The 20,807-nt window shown below is 69.9% G+C and carries 18 protein-coding genes and 1 pseudogene; 8 read left to right on the forward strand and 11 right to left on the reverse strand.

The window, feature by feature from the left end; translation table 11 throughout:
* From OG897_RS18435 to OG897_RS18460, 6 genes are all read left to right on the forward strand, one after another.
* Positions 1–1,332 (forward strand): sulfate adenylyltransferase subunit 1, encoded by a 1,332-nt coding sequence (locus tag OG897_RS18435; RefSeq protein WP_266658174.1) that lies wholly within the window; start codon positions 1–3, stop codon positions 1,330–1,332.
* On the forward strand, positions 1,332–1,481 hold the full coding sequence (locus tag OG897_RS18440; RefSeq protein WP_266660538.1) for a hypothetical protein: 150 nt from the start codon (positions 1,332–1,334) through the stop codon (positions 1,479–1,481). Before OG897_RS18435 ends, OG897_RS18440 begins: the two co-directional genes overlap by 1 nt.
* An 88-nt stretch (positions 1,482–1,569) precedes the next feature.
* The gene (locus OG897_RS18445) at positions 1,570–2,688 is read left to right on the forward strand and encodes an aliphatic sulfonate ABC transporter substrate-binding protein (RefSeq protein ID WP_266658176.1); all 1,119 of its coding nucleotides are present in this window, start codon (positions 1,570–1,572) and stop codon (positions 2,686–2,688) included.
* 58 nt (positions 2,689–2,746) lie between these two features.
* On the forward strand, positions 2,747–3,574 hold the full coding sequence (locus OG897_RS18450) for an ABC transporter ATP-binding protein (RefSeq protein WP_266658178.1): 828 nt from the start codon (positions 2,747–2,749) through the stop codon (positions 3,572–3,574).
* A 289-nt stretch (positions 3,575–3,863) separates the two neighbouring features.
* On the forward strand, positions 3,864–4,715 hold the full coding sequence (locus tag OG897_RS18455; RefSeq protein ID WP_266660281.1) for an ABC transporter permease: 852 nt from the start codon (positions 3,864–3,866) through the stop codon (positions 4,713–4,715).
* Between the two features lie 5 nt (positions 4,716–4,720).
* Positions 4,721–5,485: a sirohydrochlorin chelatase gene (locus OG897_RS18460; RefSeq protein ID WP_266658180.1), complete on the forward strand. Its 765-nt coding sequence runs from the start codon at positions 4,721–4,723 to the stop codon at positions 5,483–5,485.
* Positions 5,486–5,521: 36 nt separating this feature from the next.
* Here OG897_RS18460 and OG897_RS18465 read toward each other — a convergent pair.
* Positions 5,522–6,532 (reverse strand): annotated as a pseudogene (locus tag OG897_RS18465) (ketopantoate reductase family protein).
* A 129-nt stretch (positions 6,533–6,661) separates the two neighbouring features.
* Between OG897_RS18465 and OG897_RS18470 the strand changes: the two are divergent.
* A complete protein-coding gene (locus OG897_RS18470; protein ID WP_266658182.1) occupies positions 6,662–7,537 on the forward strand; it encodes a GyrI-like domain-containing protein in 876 nt (291 codons plus the stop codon).
* A 94-nt stretch (positions 7,538–7,631) separates the two neighbouring features.
* On the opposite strand, the gene OG897_RS18475 is transcribed toward OG897_RS18470, so the two are convergent.
* The 8 genes from OG897_RS18475 to OG897_RS18510 all read right to left on the reverse strand — a co-directional run bounded on the left by OG897_RS18475 (position 7,632) and on the right by OG897_RS18510 (position 17,497).
* On the reverse strand, positions 7,632–8,186 hold the full coding sequence (locus tag OG897_RS18475; protein WP_266658184.1) for a DUF1697 domain-containing protein: 555 nt from the start codon (positions 8,184–8,186) through the stop codon (positions 7,632–7,634).
* Between the two features lie 358 nt (positions 8,187–8,544).
* Positions 8,545–10,569 carry a hypothetical protein gene (locus OG897_RS18480; RefSeq protein WP_266658187.1) on the reverse strand — a complete coding sequence of 675 codons (2,025 nt, stop codon included), beginning with the start codon at positions 10,567–10,569 and terminating at the stop codon, positions 8,545–8,547.
* Between the two features lie 305 nt (positions 10,570–10,874).
* On the reverse strand, positions 10,875–11,069 hold the full coding sequence (locus OG897_RS18485; protein WP_266658191.1) for a hypothetical protein: 195 nt from the start codon (positions 11,067–11,069) through the stop codon (positions 10,875–10,877).
* Between the two features lie 519 nt (positions 11,070–11,588).
* The gene (locus OG897_RS18490) at positions 11,589–12,773 is read right to left on the reverse strand and encodes a S8 family peptidase (RefSeq protein ID WP_266658193.1); all 1,185 of its coding nucleotides are present in this window, start codon (positions 12,771–12,773) and stop codon (positions 11,589–11,591) included.
* 350 nt (positions 12,774–13,123) lie between these two features.
* Positions 13,124–14,326, reverse strand: a complete 1,203-nt coding sequence (gene mgt / locus OG897_RS18495) for a macrolide-inactivating glycosyltransferase (protein WP_266658195.1) — start codon at positions 14,324–14,326, stop codon at positions 13,124–13,126.
* A gap of 86 nt (positions 14,327–14,412) precedes the next feature.
* Complete coding sequence (locus tag OG897_RS18500; RefSeq protein WP_266658197.1) at positions 14,413–15,711, reverse strand: ABC transporter substrate-binding protein; 1,299 nt, start codon at positions 15,709–15,711, stop codon at positions 14,413–14,415.
* Entirely contained in the window at positions 15,711–16,544 is an 834-nt protein-coding gene (locus tag OG897_RS18505) for a carbohydrate ABC transporter permease (protein WP_266660282.1), read from the reverse strand. The genes OG897_RS18500 and OG897_RS18505 overlap by 1 nt, the downstream gene beginning before the upstream one ends.
* A gap of 17 nt (positions 16,545–16,561) precedes the next feature.
* Positions 16,562–17,497, reverse strand: a complete 936-nt coding sequence (locus tag OG897_RS18510; RefSeq protein WP_266658198.1) for a carbohydrate ABC transporter permease — start codon at positions 17,495–17,497, stop codon at positions 16,562–16,564.
* Positions 17,498–17,665: 168 nt separating this feature from the next.
* Here OG897_RS18510 and OG897_RS18515 point away from each other — a divergent pair, with 168 nt between their 5' ends.
* A complete protein-coding gene (locus OG897_RS18515; protein ID WP_266658199.1) occupies positions 17,666–18,541 on the forward strand; it encodes a phosphotransferase enzyme family protein in 876 nt (291 codons plus the stop codon).
* A gap of 34 nt (positions 18,542–18,575) precedes the next feature.
* Here OG897_RS18515 and OG897_RS18520 read toward each other — a convergent pair whose 3' ends face one another.
* Positions 18,576–19,316 (reverse strand): 3'-5' exonuclease, encoded by a 741-nt coding sequence (locus tag OG897_RS18520; protein ID WP_266658200.1) that lies wholly within the window; start codon positions 19,314–19,316, stop codon positions 18,576–18,578.
* Between the two features lie 192 nt (positions 19,317–19,508).
* A complete protein-coding gene (locus OG897_RS18525) occupies positions 19,509–20,753 on the reverse strand; it encodes an SAV2148 family HEPN domain-containing protein (protein ID WP_266658201.1) in 1,245 nt (414 codons plus the stop codon).
* Positions 20,754–20,807: the final 54 nt, after the last annotated feature.

The following is a 20,807-nucleotide window of genomic DNA, read 5'->3' on the forward strand; positions in this document are numbered from 1 at the left end:
ATGACCACTGTTGCCGAACAGCTGAGCACCACCACCCTCCTTCGCTTCGCGACTGCCGGGTCCGTCGACGACGGCAAGTCCACCCTGGTCGGGCGGCTGCTGCACGACTCGAAGTCGGTACTGACCGACCAGCTGGAGGCCGTCGAGCACGCGTCCCGCAACCGGGGGCAGGAGACGCCCGACCTGGCGCTGCTGACCGACGGCCTGCGCGCCGAGCGCGAGCAGGGCATCACCATCGACGTGGCGTACCGGTACTTCGCGACGATCCGCCGCCGGTTCATCCTGGCCGACACCCCCGGGCACGTGCAGTACACCCGGAACATGGTGACCGGCGCGTCGACGGCCGAGCTGGCGGTCGTCCTGGTCGACGCCCGCAACGGGGTCGTCGAGCAGACCCGCCGCCATGCCGCCGTCGCCGCGCTGCTGCGCGTTCCGCACGTGGTGCTGGCCGTGAACAAGATGGACCTGGTGGACTACGCGGAGCCGGTCTTCGCCCGTATCGCCGAGGAATTCACCGCGTACGCAAGCGAGTTGGGCGTCCCCGAGATCACGGCGATCCCGATCTCCGCGCTCGCCGGGGACAACGTGGTCGAGCCGTCCGCGCACATGGACTGGTACGGCGGTCCGACCGTCCTGGAGCACCTGGAGACGGTGCCGGTCGCGCACGACCTGACCGCCTGCCACGCCCGCTTCCCCGTCCAGTACGTCATCAGGCCGCAGTCCGCCGAGCACCCCGACTACCGGGGATACGCGGGACAGATCGCGGCCGGGGCGTTCCGGGTCGGCGAGCAGGTGATCGTACTGCCGTCGGGACGCACCAGCACCATCGAGGGCATCGACGCACTCGGTGAGGAAGTCGACATCGCGTGGGCCCCGCAGTCGGTGACGCTGCGCCTGACCGACGACATCGACGTCTCGCGCGGCGACCTGATCGCCCCGAGCTCGGACGCCCCCGAGCCGACGCAGGACGTCGAGGCGACCGTGTGCCACGTCGCCGACCGGCCGCTTGCCGTCGGGCAGCGGGTGCTGCTCAAGCACACCACCCGCACGGTCAAGGCGATCGTCAAGGACATCCCGTCCCGGCTCACGCTGGACGACCTCTCCCAGCACCCGGCTCCCGGGCAGCTCGTCACCAACGACATCGGACGGATCGTCGTACGGACGGCCGAGCCGCTGGCGCTCGACGCGTACGCGGACTCGCGGCGCACCGGCTCCTTCCTGCTGATCGACCCGGCGGACGGCACGACGCTCGCCGCGGGGATGGCGGGCCGGTCCTTCGCCTCCACCGCAGCCGTCAACACGGTTGCTGACGAAGAAGGCTGGGACTTCTGATGACCGGGTCCCCGATGACCGGGTTCCCGATGACCGGGTTCCTCATGACCATGGTCGACGTCTACGCGACGTTCGCGAAGGAGGGCGGCCGGATAGGCAGCGGCACCCTCGGCAGCGGGCAGGGCGGGGTCGGGCGATGTGCGCGATGACGTACAGCCCCGACGACCGCGAGCCCTTCCGCACTTCTCTCCGCATGCGAGCAAGCGTGCACGAACGAAGACCCGAGGACCCATCACCATGACTGTCCCCCGCACCACCCTGCGCCGTTCCCTGGCCGCGGCCGCCGCGCTGCCCCTGCTGATCGCCGCGCTCGGCGCCTGCGGCTACGGCTCCGAGGCCAAGAAGGACGATCCGGCGAAGGCCGCCCCCGCCGCCAAGGGCGAGAAGATCGGCGGCCTCGACGAGGTGAAGATCGGCTACTTCGCCAACGTCACGCACGCCACCGCCCTGGTGGGTCTTCAGGAGGGCCTGTTCCAGAAGGAGTTGGGCGGCACCAAGGTCAAGACTCAGGTCTTCAACGCGGGACCCTCCGAGATCGAGGCGTTGAACGCGAAGGCGATCGACATCGGCTGGATCGGCCCCTCGCCCTCCATCAACGGCTTCACCAAGTCCAAGGGCCAGAACCTCCGCATCGTCGGCGGCTCCGCCTCCGGCGGCGTCTCCCTCGTCGTCAACTCCGACAAGATCAAGTCGCTGGACGACCTCAAGGGCAAGCGCATCGCCACCCCGCAGCTGGGCAACACCCAGGACGTGGCGCTCCTGAACTACCTGTCCGAGAAGGGCCACAAGGTCGACGCGAACACCGGCAAGGGTGACGTGACGGTGCTGCGGCAGGACAACAAGGAGATCCCGCTCTCCTTCAAGTCCGGTGCGATCGACGGCGCTTGGGTGCCGGAGCCGACCGCGTCGAAGCTGGTGTCGGACGGCGGCAAGGTCCTCCTCGACGAGAAGAAGCTGTGGAAGGACGACAAGTTCGTCATCACGAACATCATCGTCCGCCAGGACTTCCTGAAGGAGCACCCGGAGGTCGTCGAGGCGGTGCTGCGCGGCTCGGTCAACACCAACGTCTGGATCAAGGCCAACCCGGACAAGGCGAAGACCAGCATCAACACCCATCTCAAGCAGGAAACCGGCAAGGAACTGCCCGCGAAGATCCTCGACTCGGCGTTCAAGAACGTCGAGGTGATCGACGACCCGCTGGCCTCGACCCTGCGCGACGAGGCACAGCACGCGGTGAAGGCGGGCCTGCTCAAGGACCCGCTGCTGGAGGGCATCTACGACCTGCGCCCGCTGAACAAGGTCCTCAAGGCCGCGGGCAAGCCCGAGGTCTCCGACGCCGGTCTCGGCGTCAAGTAACCCTGCCCGCAGCGCTGTTCAGCCCGTAGCAACCCCCAGCCCCCAGGAGGTGAGACCCATGGCCAGCACGCTCGTCACGACCGGAACGGCAGCCGCCCCGGTCGCCGACAAGGCATCGGCACCGGCATCGGCGTCGCCGTACGCCGCGCGCATCGACCACGTCTCGAAGTCGTTCGGCCGACCCGGATCGGCCCGGCAGCTCGTCCTGGACGACATCACCATCGATGTCGCCCCGGGTGAGTTCGTGACCCTCCTGGGGGCTTCCGGCTGCGGAAAGTCCACCCTGCTCAATCTGGTCGCCGGGCTCGACAAGCCGTCGGCCGGAACCATCGACGTACCGGGCGGGCGTCCTGCCCTGATGTTCCAGGAGCACGCCCTCTTCCCGTGGCTCACCGCGGGCAAGAACATCGAACTCGCCCTGAAACTGCGGGGCGTGGCGAAGCCGGACCGCAAGCCCGAGGCGGAGCGCCTGCTGGAGCTCGTACGTCTCCAGGGCGCGTACGGCAAGCGCGTGCACGAGCTCTCGGGCGGCATGCGTCAGCGCGTCGCCCTGGCCCGCGCGCTCGCCCAGGACAGCCAACTCCTGCTCATGGACGAGCCGTTCGCCGCCCTGGACGCCATCACCCGGGACGTCCTCCACGAGGAACTGACCCGGATCTGGGCGGAGACCTCGGTCTCGGTCCTGTTCGTCACGCACAACGTGCGCGAGGCGGTACGGCTGGCGCAGCGCGTCGTCCTGCTGTCGTCGCGCCCCGGACGGATCGCCCGCGAATGGGAGATCGGCCTGCCGCAACCGCGCCGCATCGAGGACGCCGCGGTCGCCGACCTGTCCGTAGAGATCACTGAACAGCTGCGTGGGGAGATCCGCCGACATGGCCAGCACTGAGACCACTCCGGCCGTGGGGGACACGGGAACAACTCCGTCCGCCGGAGGTACGGAGATCCCTTCAACCGCCGGAGCCGCCGGGACCGACGCGGACTCGGGGTCCGCCACGGCCGCCGAAGACGTCAGGGACGGAACCGGTGCGGGCGCCGAGGCGTCCGGCCCCGACGCCCGGAGCGCCGGGGTCGCGGCAGAGGACTCCGTCCTCACCACCACGACGCACGGCACTGCCACGAAGCACGACACTACCGAGAAGAGCAGCACCGCCAAGAAGAACAGCACCGCCGAGAGCCTGGCCGGGCTCGAAGCGGGGCTCGACGCGCTCGACACCGCACCCGCCCGTGAGCGCGTGGGTCTCGGCCGTATCGCCCTCTCCAAGCTCGTCCCGCCGCTCGTCGCCATCGCGCTCGTCCTGACGCTCTGGCAGCTCGCCGCGGCCTCCGACATCAAGCCGGACTACGTCCTGCCGGGTCCGCTCGACGTATGGAAGTCCGTCGAGACGATGTGGTTCGACGGCACCCTCCTCGGCTACATCTGGACCAGCATCTCGCGCGGCGCCCTCGGCTTCGTGGTGGCCGTCGCGATCGGCACTCCGCTGGGCCTGCTGGTCGCACGCGTGAAGTTCGTCCGGGCGGCCATCGGGCCGATCCTCTCCGGCCTCCAGTCGCTCCCTTCCGTCGCCTGGGTGCCCGCCGCGATCATCTGGTTCGGGCTGACCGACGCGACGATCTACGCGGTCGTCCTGCTCGGCGCGGTCCCCTCGATCGCCAACGGTCTCGTCTCCGGCGTCGACCAGATCCCCCCGCTGTACCTGCGGGCGGGCCGCACGCTCGGCGCACGCGGCCTGGACAGCGTCCGTCACGTCCTGCTGCCCGCCGCGCTCCCCGGCTACCTCGCCGGGCTCAAGCAGGGCTGGGCGTTCTCCTGGCGCTCCCTGATGGCCGCCGAGCTGATCGCCAGCTCGCCCGACCTGGGGACAGGACTCGGCCAGTTGATGGAGAACTTCCGCGTCAACAGCGACATGTCCGGCGTCCTCGCCACGATCATCCTCATCCTGATCGTCGGCATCGGCATCGAGCTGTTGTTCTTCTCGCCCCTGGAACGCCGCGTGCTCCGCAGCCGCGGCCTCCTCGTCAGGAGCTGATCCCCGTGTACGCCGCTCCCTCCCCCACCCTCCTCCTCATCGCGCACGGCAGCCGCGACCCGCGCCACGCGGCGACGGTGCACGCCCTGGCGGAGCGGGTGCGGGAGCGGCAGCCGGGCACCCGGGTGGAAGTCTCCTTCCTCGACTTCAACACCCCCTCCGTACCGGCGGCGCTGACCCGCATCGCTCGCTCGGGGGCGCGGGACGTCGTCGCCCTCCCCCTCCTCCTGACGCGCGCCTTCCACGCCAAGGCGGACATCCCGGCGGTACTGGACGATGCCTCGGCCGGCCTGCCGCACCTGCGCATCACGCGGGCGGCGGTGCTGGGCCCTTCCCCGCTCCTCCTCACCGCGCTCACCCACCGCCTGTACGAGGCCGGGCTGCGGCCCGGCGACATGAGCTCGACCGGGGTCGTCCTGGCCTCGGCGGGCTCCACCGACCCGGAGGCGATCGCAGTGATCGCTGAAATCGCGCGGGAGCTGCGGAACGCCGGATGGCGTGCCGTGCGACCTGCGTTCGCCTCCGCTTCACTGCCGCGCACCGCCGATGCGGTACGCGCCCTGCGCACGGCTCCGGGGGTCGCCCGGGTGGCCGTCGCCCCGTACGTCCTGGCCCCCGGCTTCCTGCCGGACCGGATCGTACGGGGTGCCCAGGAGGGCGGCGCGGACATCCTGAGCGAGGTCCTCGGCGACTCTCCGGAGGTCACCTCACTCGTCCTCGGCCGGTACGAGGAGGCGCTGCGCCGCGCACTTCTGCCCGCAGCGGCCTGACCCCACCCACCGGGGTTCGCCTGCGGCGCGCTGCCCCTACCCCGCCTCCGCCTCCACCATCGCGACCACCTCCTCCACGCCCAGCCTTCCCGCTCCCAACCCCTCCCGCGCGCACTCGTTCGCCACCCTCTGCAACACCGCGTTCGCCGGCGTCGCCACCCCGTGCGTCCTGCCCAGGAGGACGATCTCGCCGTTCAGATAGTCCGCCTCGATGCTCCCCGTCCCCCGGACCAGGCTCTGCCACGAGGACCCCCCGGCCGGTGCCTCGCCCTCCAGCACCGCCATGGCGATCCGCCCCTCCCTCGCCCCGGCCTGTTCCTCGTCGCTCGCCACGGCGATCCCCGCCGCCTCCAGCACGGCCCGCCCCTCCGCGACCGTACGCGCGACGAGATCGCGGCCCGCCGGAGAAGAGAGGGCCTCCGTTCCGGATACCGCGTTCAGCGAGTTGAGGAGGTTGCTCAACAGCTTCCCGTACTTCCACCGCATCACGTCCGGCACCACCGGCACCAGGAAGTGCGACTTCTCCAGGTCCGCGGCGATGCGCAGGGCCGTCTCGTCAACGCCGTCCGGGAATCGCCCCAGATGCAGGATCCCGGTCACCGGCTCTCCCGCCGCCGACACCGCTCCCGGCTCCACGAAGGTCGCCGGAAGATACACGCACATCGCGTACACCCGCCGGAACCGCCGCAGCGCCAGCCGCTCGCTCTCCACACCGTTCTGCGCGCAGACCAGAGGCAGCACCTCCCCCGCCGTGCCGCCGCCCGCGACCGGCCGCCCGCTCCACGCGTCCAGCGCGGCAACGCTGTCCTGCGTCTTGACCGCCAGCACGAGTACGTCGTCGGCGCGCAGCTCCACCTCCTGCGGGCCCGAGGCTCAGGGAAGCCGCAGCGTCCTGGTGCCCTCGGGCGTGGTGAGCCGCAGGCCCGTGTCCCGCAGGGCCGCGAGGTGGCTTCCCCGGGCGACGAGCACCACCTCGTGCCCGGACTCGGCGAGCCTTCCGCCGACCACTGCGCCCACGGCTCCCGCACCGATGACGACGTAACGCATGAAGTCCTCCCCGCTGGTCGTGTGATGACGTCGTCGATCATGCCCCGACCTTTCCGGGCACAGGATGTCGGGTGCGGCAGGGTGGGTGCCGCCTAACGTCGGAGGCGAAATGAGGAAGGAAGGTCCGGGGTGCTGGAACGGCTGAATCAGGCCATGGAGCGCATCGAGGAGCAGGTGGCGCGGCGGGCCGAGGTGGACGTCGCCGAACTGGCACGGCTCGCGATGACGTCGGAGTACCACTTCCGTCGGCTGTTCTCGGCACTGGCGGGGATTCCGCTGTCGGAGTACGTACGGCGCAGGCGGCTGACGTTCGCCGGGGCCGAGGTGCTGGACGGCCGGCGGACCCTGCTGGAGATCGCCGTGCGGTACGGATACGGGTCGGGCGAGGCTTTCGCCCGCGCGTTCCGCGCCCTGCACGGGGTCGGTCCCGGCGAGGCACGGCGGACCGGTGCGGTCCTGCGCTCGCAGCCCCGGATGTCCTTCCGGCTCGTCGTCGAAGGGAACAGCAGCATGGAGTACCGCGTGGTGGAGAAGGACGCCTTCCGGGTGGTGGGGAAGAAGGCGCGGGTGCCGCTCGTGCACGAGGGGATGAATCCGGCGATCGCCGATTTCATCCGGGGCATCGGCAAGGACGTCATGGCACGGGTCGAGGCGCTGTCCGACCAGCAGCCGGAGGGCATCGTCGGGGTGAGTGACGACCTCGCGGGCAGCCGGGCCGAGGGGACCGAACTGGACTACTACCACGCGGTGGTGAGCAGCGCGGCCGACGTTCCGGAGGATCTGGACTCGTTGGAGGTACCGGCCGGGACCTGGGCGGTGTTCGAGAGTTCCGGGGCGTTTCCGCAGGCGTTGCAGTACCTGTGGCGGGACGTGTTCACCGCGTGGTTCCCGTCGAATCCGTACCGCAGCAGGCCGGGTCCGGAGATCCTGCGGACCCGCCTGAACGCGGACGCCACACAAGCGGAGGCGGAGCTGTGGATTCCGGTCGAGCGAACCACCGTATGAGCACACCACCGCACGGGTCCGACGTCGCCCTCTTCGGTGGGGCAGGCCGAGGGGGCTGGCGCAGGGGTGAGGGCTGCTGCGGACGCGGCGGGTCTCAGGCGGTGAGTTCGACCAGTTTCACCACCGTGTTCCAGTTGCGGCTGGTGACCGTGAGGCCCTTGTTGAGCGCGGGCTTGGACAGTGCCTCGCCCAGTGCGGAACGGCCCAGACCGTCGGGGGCGTACAGATAGAGGACCCGGTCGCCGAGGCGGAATTCCTCCGGGAGGTACGAGGCCGGGTCGAGGCCCGCGAAACGTTCCGCGTCGAGCGGGCCGGAGTAGAAATTCGCGTGCAGCTGCTTCCCCTCCAGTTCGGCGGCGGGAAAGGGGCAGGCTTCCGCGACGGCGCGCAGGTAGGCGTGGTCGCGGACCAGGCAGGCGACGGTGAATCCGAAGCGTTTCTCGATGGCGTTCTCCAGGTCGCGGGCGAGGCTTTCCTCGGACGCCCCGGAGTCCGTGCGGAAGGCCGCGTTGCCGCTGGCGAGGAGGGTGCTTACGTCCGTGTGCCCCAACTCCCCCAGCAGGTCTCGCAGTTCGGCCATGGGGAGCTTCTTGCCGCCGCCCACGTTGATTCCTCGCAGGAGGGCCGCGTATCTCTTCTTCGTGGTCATGGAATGACGATAGGGGGCACCACTGACAAGGGGCCCTGCATCCTGAGGACGCGGTCTGCGACGCGATGCTGGAGGGGTGGGCCCGGCAGCAGCGTGGCGGGCGGCTGCCCGCAAGGGGGCGCTGGCCGCGCACCGGGACGCGACCGTGTTCAAGCTCGTGTACGAGTGGGGACTCGCTGTACGGAGTCCTCCCGGCTGGAGACCGTCGACTTCTACCGCAACGCCAGGGCGCCCGGCCGAGCTGGGCAACTTCGGCACCGGCAAACGTCCGGTTCCTGACCGATGGAAGCGCGGCACCGCCCGGCCGTGGGGCCGACCGGGGTCGGCCCCACGGGGTTGCGTGCCTGTTGCTTTGCGCCTAGCCGCGGTGGACGCAGTACAGGTAGCCGTACGGTGCCTCGGGGGTGGTGTCGGAGTACTTGACGAGGGCGGGGCCGTCGGCGCTGGTGGCGGTGGGGTGCTTGGTGACGGGGGACCAGGTGTTGTCCCGCAAGGTGGCGTAGCGCAGTTCTTCCGAGAGGTCGTCGGCCCGGAACATGCACACCAGCCCCTCCGCGGAATGGGCGAGGGCCGGGCGTGCGGAGGCGGAGCCCAGGGGCAGCCCTTGGAACGAGGACCAACTAGGGGTGGAAGAGATGTACTTGCTCAGGTACAGCCCCTTTCCGTTCGAGCCACGTACCACGCAGTGGGGAACGCCCGATCCGTCCTGGCCCAGGGCGGGAGAGTCGCAGGTCGTGCCGCTGGCGAACGGCTTGAACGTGCCCCACCGGTCGTAGTCGCGTTCGTTCCAGTACAGCTTGTTCTCCGGCCCGCGGACGACGCAGATCAACCTTTGGCCGTAGGTGCTGAGGGCGGGTGAGCCGAGCACGATGTTCTCGGCGACCGTTTCTTGCCCGGACCAGGAACTGCCGGAGAACCGGGTCACCACCACGGCATTACGCCTGTTGTAGGCGCACCACAGTCCGGCTCCCGGCCCCGACTGGGCTGTCAGGGACGGCGAGTCGCTGGTGACGGCCCCGGGGATCTGGGCGAACGGACGCCAGGCGCCGTTTTCCAGGGTGCTCCACCACAGGCTGCCGGAGCCTGCGAATCCGGGGACCACGCAGTACAGCTTGTCGTAGTACTCGGCCAGTGCGGGTGTTCCGGACATGGTGCCGGACGGGAAGGGCACGTCGGGGCTCCACGTGTGCTGCCCTCCGGGCAGGACGCGGGGCATGGAGGTGGCGCGGGGGCGGGCGTTGATGGAGCTGGTGGCCTTGGCGATGAGCGTGAAGTGCCCCTCGCTGCCGCCGTCGAACTCGAAGTTCGCGATCGCGTTGAGGTCGTTGGCCCACTTGCCCAGGGCCGCACGGTCGAAGACGAACGTACGTGCGGCGACCTCGTCGTCGTGGTTGCGGAACAGCTCCAGCAGCGCCGCGATGGCCAGCGCAATCATCCCGACGATTTCGAAGTAGTCGATCAGGTCGTGGTACTCCGGCACGGGGAAGTGGCCGCCGTACTGGGCCAGTTTGTCGGCCATCTCGAACAGGATGTCCGAGATCTTCCGCATCGTGTCGTGCATGTCGTCGCGCCACTGGGAGGAGCTGTGGTCGGCCTCCCAGCAGATGATGTGGGCGGTCAGGAACTTGTCGACCTGGCCGTTGAAGAGCACCGTTCCGGCGTCGAGAGCCCGGTAGTCCCCGGTCGCCACGTCCCCGTACTCGCGGGTGACGCCACTTTGCTTACCGGCCTTGTCCGAGCTGGCGGAGTGGGCCCAGTAGAGCTCGTCGTCGCCGAGTTCGTTGGATTCCCGCTGGCAGCTGTATGCCTTCAGCTCCACCAGCACCTGCTCCGGCTTGGCGGTCGCCCGCGCGTCAGGGTGGTGGTCGGACGCCGTGACCACCGTGACGCCGTGCCCGTAGGCGCTCATGCCCTCGATGAACTCCGGGCTGTCCAGGGGTGCGCCCTCGTCGAGCCGGTCGAGGTCGACCAGGCTCAGGTTCGGCTGCGCCGCGACGTCGGCGCGCAGCGCGGGCAGGTCCTTGACCAGGTCCTCGAACGCGTACCCCTGTTCCATGCCGCGCGAGGTCAGCACGTCGGGAAACATCCCCAGGGCGTGTGACGACTGCTCATCGGCGAAGACCCGCCCCAGCTCACGGATCTCTTCCTCCGAGGCCAGCGGCCGCAGGAACTTCACCATCTGCGTTTCCAGATCGGTCAGTTCCCGCCCGTCGGCCATGCGGGCCGCGCCGCGCAGCATCACCCCGTACAGCAGACCCGTCGCCGCGGCAGGCGCCACCTTCGCCCCACCGAAGGTACCCAACGGCTTCAAGCCCTGGAGCTGTGCGCGCAGCCGCTTTATGCGCTCCGCTTGAGTGACCGTCACATCGCCCGATGCAGACATCAACCACTCCCAAGATCACAGACACGGATCTCCGCAGGTTACGGAGCGTGAGGGCCTGATCATTGCAAGGCGACTACAGACAGCAGAAGTCGGTTAACGGACAGTGTTTGCCGGAACTCGGCCATGCGAGGTATCTGTTTGCCCGCCCCACACGACCGGCTTCTCCGTCACCGTCGGAGCGTGTCGACGCGTTCCGCTCGTCCAGGCGGGACGAGTAGAGCGCGCGTCACCCGCGCCCAGGCGCTGCTCGCATCGCCTATTTGGTGAGGCTGATGGGCTTGCAGTCGGGGGTGGCGCAGGGAACGTCACTGTCGTCGCCGGGGAGCAGTCGGCTGGTGATGCGCTTGGTGGTGGGGGCTGAAGGTGCCCCAGTCTTCTGCCTGGACGTCGGTCGGCGCGACTTCGGTCAGGCGGCTGTCGCTGTTGTTCTCGGGGCGGATCTCGGTGACCTGGATCGAGCCCGGGGCGGGAGTCGGGGGGCCATTCTGTCGGGTCGGCACGCTGCCTTCCTGGCCACAGCGTCGCAGTAAAGATCAGCACCGGTCAGGCACCCCGGGGAAATGGCCGGTATCCGTCCCCGGCCCTGAGGACCTGAGGATCTGACCACCAGGGCGCGATTCCCGTGACGGTGCGGAGGGGGCCCGACGGGTCAGCGCGTGCGCGGATGCGGCTGAGCGCGCCGCTGGGTCCTGACCGCTGCCTGACCGCTTGCCGGTCGCGCCGGGCCGCGCCACCGGCGTCCCGCGAAGCCCAACGGAACTGACCCGTTCGATTCGCTCCATCGGCGAGAGCCGTTGGGACCGCGACAAGAGGGCGATGGTCGCCACCGGCCAGACAGCCGCCACCCTGTGGGGGAAGGTCACCGGGGCCGCCCGCGGGTGGACCCGGCTTCGTGAACCCGCGACTTCTGACAGCCGCACGTGCCAGCAGCCGCGCTCCGTGGGGGGAGAGCGCGGCGGCCGGCCGGTCGGGCCGAGGGGGTGGGGCCCTTCGGCCCGGCCGGTGGAGCCCGGTCCGTCCTACTCGACGACCTTCAGAAGCTTGTTCGCCGTGCCCGGGGACGGGTTGGTGATCTTGTCGGCGGTGGCCCCGCCGGTGAGCGCCTCGGCGACCTGGGCGGGGGTGGCGTCCTGGTGTCCGGCCAGGTAGACCGCCGCCGCGCCGGCGACGTGGGGCGTCGCCATGGACGTACCGGAGATGGTCTTCGTGCCGTCGTCGCTGTCGTTCCAGGACGAGGTGATGTCCGAGCCGGGGGCGTAGAGGTCCACCAGCGAGCCGAAGTTGGAGAAGCTCGACTGACTGTCGCCCTCGGCGGAGGAGGCGACGGTGATGGCCTCCGGGACGCGGGCCGGGGAGTGGTCCTTGGCGTCGCTGGCGTCGTTTCCGGCGGCGATCGCGAAGGTGACGCCGGAGGCGATGGCCTTCTGGACGGCCTCGTCGAGGGCCGGGTCCGCGCCCCCGCCGAGGCTCATGTTGGCGACCGAGGGGCCCTTGTGGTTGGCGGTCACCCAGTCGATGCCCGCGACGACCTGCTCGGTGGTGCCGGAGCCCGAGTCGTCCAGCACGCGGACTGCGACGATCTTCGCCTTCTTGGCGACGCCGTGCGCGTCCCCGGCGATGGTGCCCGCGACGTGGGTGCCGTGGCCGTTGCCGTCGTCCGCGTTGTCGTCGTTGTCGATGGCGTCGAAGCCGGAGGAGGCGCGTCCGCCGAAGTCCTTGTGGGTGACGCGGACTCCGGTGTCGATGACGTACGCGGTGACTCCCTCGCCCGCGCCGTCCGGGTACGTGTACTTCTTGTCGAGGGCGGTGTCGGCCTGGTCGATGCGGTCGATGCCCCAGGACGGCGGGTTGTCCTGGGTGGCGTCGGCGTGGAACTTCTTGTTCTGGACGACCTTGGCGACCGCCGGGTCGGCGGCGAGCCGCTTGGCCTCGGTCTCGGTGAGGCCGGAGGCGGAGAAGCCGTTGATGGCGGAGCTGAAGTTCCGCTTGAGTTCGCCGCCGTACGTCTTGGCGAGGGCCTTCTTGTCGGCCTTCTGGTCGAGCATCACGATGTAGCTGCCCGCTACCGCGCCTTCGGCGTTCGCACCGTAGACGGTCCCTACGGCGGGAGCCGCACCCGCTGTGGGGGCGGAGAGGGCGGTCAGTCCTGCCACGGCGGCGACAGTGGTTATCGCCGCGATCAGCTTGGTCTTGTGTATGGCCATGAAGAGGAAGTCCTCATCATTCTTTTGTGGGGGGAATGTGTGGGGGTACCCCCCAAGGACCGGAAGTCCTCCGGGGGTTGGGTCGAAACACTGGCGGATTGACGGCGACAGATCAAGACCTCCATACGGCCGTAATCCAATAAACAAAAATCCGTAATCAAAAATGGGGACAGTGCAGGCCGAGTCGGGCACAACGCCAACTCGACTTACTTCGAAGTCAGTTAACGCCTTCACAAAAAGCCGACCCCTTGCGAATATCGCAAGGGGTCGGCTCCTTCAATTCTTCTCTTCATCTCCGCAACTGCGGACGCGTCGCGACGCACAGACGCCCCGAGGGCGCGGATGCCTCTTTACGGAAGCTCCGCCTCGATGAGGTCGGCGGCCCGCTTGGTGCCCCCTTCCCTCTCCATCCCGGCCGCGATGTCGGCGAGCTTCCGCGCCACCTCGGGGTCGGACACGAGCAATTCGCCGGTGCTGCGCAGGAGTTCGGCGGTGGCGTCGTCCGTGTCGATGCGCCGGGCGACGCCAAGGCTCTGGAGCATGTCGGCGTTGCCGAACTGGTCGACGGCCTGCGGGACCGCGATCATCGGCGTGCGGGTGGCGAGACCCTCCTGGCTGCCGCCCGCACCCGCGTGGGTGACAAAGAGGTCGGCCTGCTTGAGGATGCTCAACTGCGGTACCCAGCGCGTCACTTCGACGTTGGCCGGGATCTCGCCGAGCTCCGACTCCTCGACGAACCTGCCGATCTGGAGCACCAGGTGCCAGCCGGGCAGGTCGCCGAATGCCTTCAGGCACGCGCGATAGAAGGCGGGCTGCTTGGTGAAGGCCGAGCCGAGGGAGACCAGGACGACCTTCTCCGCTTCCGCCGGGCGGTGCCACTCCCCCTGGTCGGCGCGCTCGCCCTGGCAGGCGCCGACGAAGGTGTGGATCGTCCTGTCGACGCGGTCGGCGTTCGGCTGGAGCGCCTCGGGGATGAGGACGAGGGAGCGGGTGGGCTCGATGAAGGCGAAGAAGTCGTCTCCCGGCAGGTCGTTCGCCTTCAGCCAGCCGCTGAAGCGGTTCATGTACGCCTGCCCGCGCTCGGACGCCAGGAGGCCCTCGTACATGGGCTTCATGACCTCTTCCTCGTACCCCTGCCAGCCGACCATGTTGGGCGAGAGCGAGATGGCGGGGACGCCCCAGCGGTGGGCCAGGACCGGGGCCGGGTAGGTGGTGATGTCGTGGATGACGAGGTCGGGCTCGTCGCCCTCGAATGCCTTGATCAGCTGCGGGAGGGCGTGGATGCCGTTCTCCAGGAACGGTTCGAGGTTCTCGACGAGTTCGGTGCCCCAGACTTCGGGGTCGGCGTTCTCGTCCGGGAGGGTCGAGGTGTAGATCACCGGCTCGGCGCCGGTGGCCGCGATCTTCTCCGCGTACGACTCCGGGATCGCGTAGCTCACCCGGTGGCCGCGCGCGACCAGTTCACGGACGACTTCGAGGCTCGGGTTGACGTGACCGGGGAAGGCGATGGAGAACATGGCGATGTGTGCGGCAGCACGAGGCGTGGTGTCCATGCTCGGCACGCTATGCGAGACGAGACGTCTCGTGCAAGTGTCTTTTCGGAACAGCTCATTCCTGCCACGCGATCCCTGCCACGCGATCAGCGCTGATAGCGCGCGAGCACCAAGTTGCCGTCCTTCTCCAGGCGTTGACGGAGTGCGGCCTCGTCGATCGCGCCGCTGTAGTACTCCTGGTAGGCGGGGGTGGCGACCTTGTCCTTCCACTCCTGGTAGCCGCGCACCGCCTGGGCGGGGGCCGACCGCAGGTGCCCGGCGAGGGCGGTGCCGGTGGCCCAGCCGTCCTTGGACGTGCGCAGGGAGGGATCCTTGAGGGCTTCCCTGCCGGTGGGCAGCATCCAGTCGCCCTTGGCGAGGCGGGTCATGTTGTCCGGCTCCAGGAAGAAGTCGATGAACTCGACCGCCTCCTTCTTGAACGGGCTGTCCTCGGCGACCGAGAGCGTCTGCGGGCTGACGCCCTGGGTGAGTCCCGCCTTGCCGGCCGGGGCCGGGAGCACCTTCCAGGGGAAGCCCTCGGGGGCCTGCTGGGCGATCTGCTGGCGGTAGGAGAAGCCGAGCGGGACCATCGCGTACTTGCCGCCGAAGAAGCCGGGGAGGGTGTCGGAGCCGCCCATGCCGAGGGTCGCCGCGGAGGCGGAGGCGTCGGTGTTGACCTGGTCGTGGACGGTGCCGGGGACGACCTCGTCACCGTCGGTGAAGCGGATGGTGGTCTTGCCGTCGTCGCCCTGGTGGAAGAGCTGACCGCCCGCCGACAGGCCCAGGTTGAGGGTGGCGGACACCGGTTCCTTGAGCGGCCAGGCGACGCCGTACCTGCCTTTGCCCATGTCGGTGGTCAGCCTCTTGGTGATCTGCCGGAACTCGTCCCAGGTCCAGGGCTGTTCGGGAGTGGGGATGCGGACGCCGGACGCCTTGAGGAGCTTCTCGTTGGCCATCAGGACGCGGGGTTCCTGGAGGAAGGGGACTCCGTACACCTTCTTGTCGAAGGTGGTGGTGTCCCAGCTCTGCTGCGGGATGTCGGCCCTGAGGCGGGCGGGCAGGAGCTGCGTCAGGTCGGCGAGGTGGCCGCCGTAGGAGAAGTCGGCGAGGTCGTCGGAGGCGTCGTGGATGATGTCGGGCGCCTCGCCGCCCTCGAAGGAGGTGAGGAGCTGGTCGTGGACGTTGTCCCAGCTGCCCTGGACGTAGTCGATCTGGACCTTGGGGTGCGCCGCGTTCCACTCCTTCACCAACTGCTTGTTGATGTCGACTGACTCCTTCTGCCAGGCCAGGGACTGGAAGCGGAGGTGGACCACGCCGTCCTTGTCGGGGCCGCGCTCGGCCGCCGCGCAGCCGGTGAGCAGCAGGGCCGTCGCCACGGCGGCGACCAGCGTGCGGGGTGCGCGCATCAGCTCTTCACCGCCCCGGCGAGCATGCCGCCCGTGATCCGCTTCTGGATGATCGCGAAGATCACCAGCGAGGGGAGGGTGGCGAGGAACGCGGCGGCGGCCAGCGGTCCGAGGTCGGCCGCCCCCTCCGCGCCGATGAAGTGCGTGAGGATGACCGGCAAGGTCTGCTTCTCCGGGGACTTGAGCAGGACGAGCGCGAAGAAGAACTCGTTCCACGCGGTGATGAACGCGAACAGTGCGGTGGCGATCAGTCCCGGCATGAGCAGTGGTGCGGTGACCGAGACGAGCGTACGGAGTCTGCCCGCGCCGTCGACCGCCGCCGCCTCCTCCAGCTCGCGCGGGACGGCGCGCACGTAGCCGACGAGCATCCACAGCGCGAAGGGCAGCGACCAGACGACGTACACCATGATCAGGCCCGGCAGCGAGTTGATCAGGTGCAGGTTCTTCAGGATCAGGAACAGCGGGATGATCACCAGCACGAACGGGAACGCCTGGCTGACCACGACCCACCCGGTCGCGGCGGTGGTGAGCCTGCTGCGGTGGCGGGCCATCACGAAGGCCATCGGGGTGGCGACGACGACGGCGATCAGGGCTGCGGAGAGCGCGGCGATCAGGCTGTTCCCGGCGGCTTCGAGGAGGGGCTGTTCCTCGAACGCCTGCCGGAAGTTGTCCAGGCCGGGGTCCTGGGGAATCCAGGTGGGGTGCAGGTCGCCCAGCTCGCGCGGGGACTTGAAGGCCGTCGAGATCAGCCAGAGGAACGGGAACGCGAGGAAGACCAGGTAGGCGAGGAGCGCCAGGTACTGGCCCGCGCGGGCGGGCCTGCCGGCGCGCATGGGGCCCGAGGTGAGGCTCACTTGTCGGCTCCTCCCTTGAGTCGGCCCGCCAGGAACACGGCGAGGAGTACGGAGATGGCGGCGACCATGACGCAGCCCATCGCGGCGGCGTAGCCGAACTGCCCGTAGCGGAAAGCCTGTTCGTAGGCGAAGAGCATCGGCAGGCGGGTGCGTCCGCCGGGGCCGCCGCTGGTCAGGACGTAGACCAGGGCGAAGGAGTTGAAGTTCCAGATGAAGTTGAGCGCGGTGATGGACAGCGCGATGGGCTTGAGGGCGGGCCAGGTGACGGCCCGGAAGCGGCGCCAGGCCCCGGCCCCGTCGAGGGCTGCGGCCTCGTGGAGTTCGTGCGGGGTGTTCTGGAGTCCGGCGAGGAGGGCGACGGTGGTCTGCGGCATGCCCGCCCAGATGCCGACCAGGATGACGGCGGGCAGCGCGGTGGCGAGGCCGGTGAGCCAGTCGCGGCCCTCCCCCAGGCCCAGCGTGCGGAGGGTCTCGTTGAGGATGCCCGCGTCGGGGTTGTACACGAGCCGCCACATGATGCCGACGACGACTTCGGGCATCGCCCACGGGACGATGGCCAGCGCCCGCGCCAGCCAGCGGAAGCGGAGGTTCTGGTTGAGCAGCAGGGCCAGGCCCAGGGCCAGCAGGAACTGGGGAACGGTGACGCCGACGGCCCAGAGCAGACCGATCCGGAAGGAGTCCCAGAAGAGGGTGTCGTGCAGCAGGTCGGCGAAGTTGAGGGTGCCGGTCCACTGGGTGGGCGCGGTGCGGCCCGACTGGGAGTCGGTGAAGGCGAGGGCGATGCCGTAGAGCAGCGGGCCGACGCTGAGGATCAGGATGGGGATGAGCGCGGGCAGGACCAGGAACCAGGTCCCGAAGTCGGGTTTCCGGCCACCCGGTTCCCGCTGTCCCGGCTTCTTGGCCGACTGCCCCTTGCTGGTCGCCAGTGTCACAGATTCGGCTCCTTCAGGCAGTTTGCGCGATTCAGGCGACTTATACCGTTCTGGTCGTCCCGCGGCCCCCGTCATCGTGCTGACGACCCGTTGGTTCGTCAAGCCAACCTGCACGGATGCGAGACTTTGTCGGATTCGCATCACCGGGTACACGGGAGAAGCACGACGATGGACGAGAAGCGCGCACGCGAGGTGCTGGAGGCCACCGGCCTCGGCACCGGGGCGGCACTGGTGTCCCTGGGCGAGAACGCGGTGTTCACGGTGGAGAACGCCGGGGGCGCGAGCGGTTCCTTCGTGGCCAAGGTCGGCCGGGGCTCCCCCGACCTGGCCGCCCGCGCGAAGCGCGAACTGGCCGTCGGCGAGTGGCTGGCGGAGGCAGGCGTTCCGGCCGTGCGGCCCGCCGCCGAGAAGCCGTGGCTGGTGGACGGCCACCCGGTGACGCTCTGGCACCGGCTGCCCGACGCCGTACGTCCCTCGGAGCCGAGGGACGTGGCGGAGCTGCTGAACCTGGTGCACGCGCTGCCCGCCCCGTCGTTCACGCTGCCGCCCCGGGACTTGCTGGACGGGGTCGAGCGGTGGCTGCGGCTGGCGGGCGACGCCATCGATCCCGAGGACGCGGTGTACCTGCGGGGCCGCCGGGACGGTTTCGCCGCCTCCGCCGCCGCGCTCGTCCCGCAGCTGCCGCAGGGCCCGATCCACGGGGACGCACTGCCCCGCAACGTGATGGTGGGGCCCCAAGGGCCGGTCCTGGTCGACCTGGAGACCTTCTCCTCGGACTTCCGGGAGCACGACCTGGTGGTGATGGCGCTGTCCTTGGACCGCTACGGGCTGCCCGAGGAGCGCTACGACGCCTTCGTCGCCGCGTACGGCTGGGACGTCCGCGCCTGGGACGGCTGGACGGTGCTGCGCGGCGCGCGGGAGACGGCGAGCTGTGCGTGGGTCGCCCAGCACGCGCCGACCAACCCGAAGGCGCTCGCGGAGTTCCGTCGCCGGGTGCGGTCGCTGCGGGACAACGACCCGCAGGTGCGCTGGTACCCGTTCTAGAAGCCTCCCGGCCGGTCCGCGGCTCGGGGGCCGGTCAGCTCTTCGTGGCGGCCGGGCTCGGGGCGCGCAGCGGCCAGGCGGGGTCGATGACGGCATCGGCGGTGCCCTTCTTCCGGAGGAACTCCTGGAAGCCGGTCGCCCAGTCCGCGTACCACCGCACCTGCTCCTGGTGCAGCTCCGGCAGGGCGAGAGCGGCGATCGTGGGGTGCCGCTCCGCTATCGCGATCGCCACCCGGACCGCCGCCAGCGCGTCCGCCGACGCCTCGTGCGCCCCGTCCAGCTCCACTCCGTACTCCACGCAGACCGCTTCGAGGGTGCGCTTGCCGCGCCGGTAGCGGTCGACGGCCCGGTCGATGGTGAGCGGGTCGACGACGGGGCCGATGCCCTGCTCCCCCGTGCGCGCGGCGAGCCGGTCGCCGAGCGCGGGCAGCCCGTGCCGGGCCAGCTCGGCGGAGAGCAGCGTCAGGTCGAAGGCCGCGTTGTACGCGATCACCGGCACGCCCCGTGCCCAGTGGTCGACCAGGAGGTCGGCGATCTCGTCCGCGACCTCGCGGACCGGGCGGCCCTCGGCGCTCGCGTGCTCGCTGCTGATGCCGTGTATCGCCGTGGCCTGGGCCGGGATTCTGATGCCGGGATCGGCCAGCCACAGCCGCCGCTCCACGACGTCCCCGCCCCGCACCTCCACGACCGCCGCCGTCACGATGCGCGACTCCAGCGGCTCCGTACCCGTGGTCTCCAGGTCGAAGCCGATCAGCGATTCCCCGTGCCATCCCATTCCTGGGCCTCCTTGAGTGTTCTCCCCCAACGGAGAACCACCCTCGCACGCAGCACTGACAATCCGGCCCCCGAAGATCATCGACGTTCGCGCACGAAGCCGCACGAAGCAACGTGAAACCACGCGAAGCCGCACGGAGCAACATGAAGTCCCGCGAAACCGCCCGACGCCCCGCGAGGAGGCCAGGACCGGTCAGGAGACCGGCCGCGAATCCGTCCAGACCGACTCGAATTCCTCGCGGTAGGTCTCGAAGAGCCCGGCCTCGGTCTCCTGCCCGTGCCGCACCACCCCGTCGCGCCCGCCCCGCCCGCCGCCGCGCAGCACGAGCACCGGGGCCTCCATGCCGCGCGCCCTGCGGAGGTACGACTGGACGACGGCCAGGCCGCCGGGACCGTCGCCGTCGACGAGGTACGCGGTGAAGCGCGGCGTCTCGTCGAAGACCTGGATCTGGAAGGCCCCCGGGTCCCGCAGGCTGGCCCGCACCCGCCGCATGTGCAGGATGTTCATCTCGACGGACCTGCTCAGCTCGCCCTTGCGCAGCCCGAGTTCGCGCTCGCGGCGCTTGACGGAGCTGCTGGCCGGGTTGAGGAAGAGCAGCCGCACCCGGCAGCCCGCCTCCGCGAGACGCACGAGCCTGCGCCCGGAGAAGTTCTGCACGAGCAGGTTGAGCCCTATCCCGATCGCGTCGACGCGCCGGGCCCCGCCGAAGAGGTCCTCCGCGGGCAGCTGCCGCTGGAGGCGCACCCGGTCGGGGTGGACGGAGACGACGTCGGCGTACCGGTCGCCGACGAGGTCCTCGACCGCGTCCACCGGCATCCGGTCGGCGGACGGCGCTCCGGAGCCCGCGCCGAGGATTTCGAGCAGCCGCGCGGAGGCCCGTTCCGCCTGGGCGAGGACGGTCTCGGACAGTGCGCGGTTGCGGGAGACGACGTTGCGGGTGACCTCCAGCTCGTCCAGCGCCAGTTCCACGTCGCGGCGGTCGTCGTAGTACGGCTCGAAGCACGGCCAGTGCTGCACCATCAGCTCGCGCAGCTGCGGCAGCGTCAGGAAGCTCAGGACGTTGTCGTCGGCCGGGTCCAGGAGGTAGCCCTTCCTGCGGCTCACCTCGCGCACCGCGACGGCGCGCTGCACCCACTCCTGCCCCGCGGGCCCGGCCGCGGCCACGACCCACTCGTCGCCGTGCACCGGTTCGTACACCGGGCGCAGCACGGCGGCGACGACGGCGCGCATGCGCTGCTCGACGAGATTGAGCCAGATGTAGGCGCGTCCGGCGCGCTGGGCGCGCGTACGCACCTCGCTCCAGGCGTCCGTGCCCCAGTCCAGTTCCGCGCCGATCTCCATCGGTCGCGCGAGCGAGACCGTACCGGGCGGGATGTCGCCCGAGCCCCCCTCGTGACCCGTGTCACCTGGGGGTAGCTCCAGCCCTCCCGAGCTCACCCACGCACCGCCTTCTGCCCGCTTCTGACTGTTGTCCGGCTGCCGTCCGGCCGC

Origin of the sequence: Streptomyces sp. NBC_00237 (assembly GCF_026342435.1) — a bacterium.
Lineage (GTDB): Bacteria > Actinomycetota > Actinomycetes > Streptomycetales > Streptomycetaceae > Streptomyces.

Coding starts and splice junctions, on each gene's coding strand:
- OG897_RS18505 (WP_266660282.1), bottom strand. CDS start 16,544: ATGCGCGCCGGCAGGCCCGCCCGCGCGGGCCAGTACCTGGCGCTCCTC.
- OG897_RS18450 (WP_266658178.1), top strand. CDS start 2,747: ATGGCCAGCACGCTCGTCACGACCGGAACGGCAGCCGCCCCGGTCGCC.
- OG897_RS18515 (WP_266658199.1), top strand. CDS start 17,666: ATGGACGAGAAGCGCGCACGCGAGGTGCTGGAGGCCACCGGCCTCGGC.
- OG897_RS18480 (WP_266658187.1), bottom strand. CDS start 10,569: ATGTCTGCATCGGGCGATGTGACGGTCACTCAAGCGGAGCGCATAAAG.
- OG897_RS18490 (WP_266658193.1), bottom strand. CDS start 12,773: ATGGCCATACACAAGACCAAGCTGATCGCGGCGATAACCACTGTCGCC.
- OG897_RS18440 (WP_266660538.1), top strand. CDS start 1,332: ATGACCGGGTCCCCGATGACCGGGTTCCCGATGACCGGGTTCCTCATG.
- OG897_RS18435 (WP_266658174.1), top strand. CDS start 1: ATGACCACTGTTGCCGAACAGCTGAGCACCACCACCCTCCTTCGCTTC.
- OG897_RS18445 (WP_266658176.1), top strand. CDS start 1,570: ATGACTGTCCCCCGCACCACCCTGCGCCGTTCCCTGGCCGCGGCCGCC.
- OG897_RS18520 (WP_266658200.1), bottom strand. CDS start 19,316: ATGGGATGGCACGGGGAATCGCTGATCGGCTTCGACCTGGAGACCACG.
- OG897_RS18475 (WP_266658184.1), bottom strand. CDS start 8,186: ATGACCACGAAGAAGAGATACGCGGCCCTCCTGCGAGGAATCAACGTG.
- OG897_RS18500 (WP_266658197.1), bottom strand. CDS start 15,711: ATGCGCGCACCCCGCACGCTGGTCGCCGCCGTGGCGACGGCCCTGCTG.
- mgt (WP_266658195.1), bottom strand. CDS start 14,326: ATGGACACCACGCCTCGTGCTGCCGCACACATCGCCATGTTCTCCATC.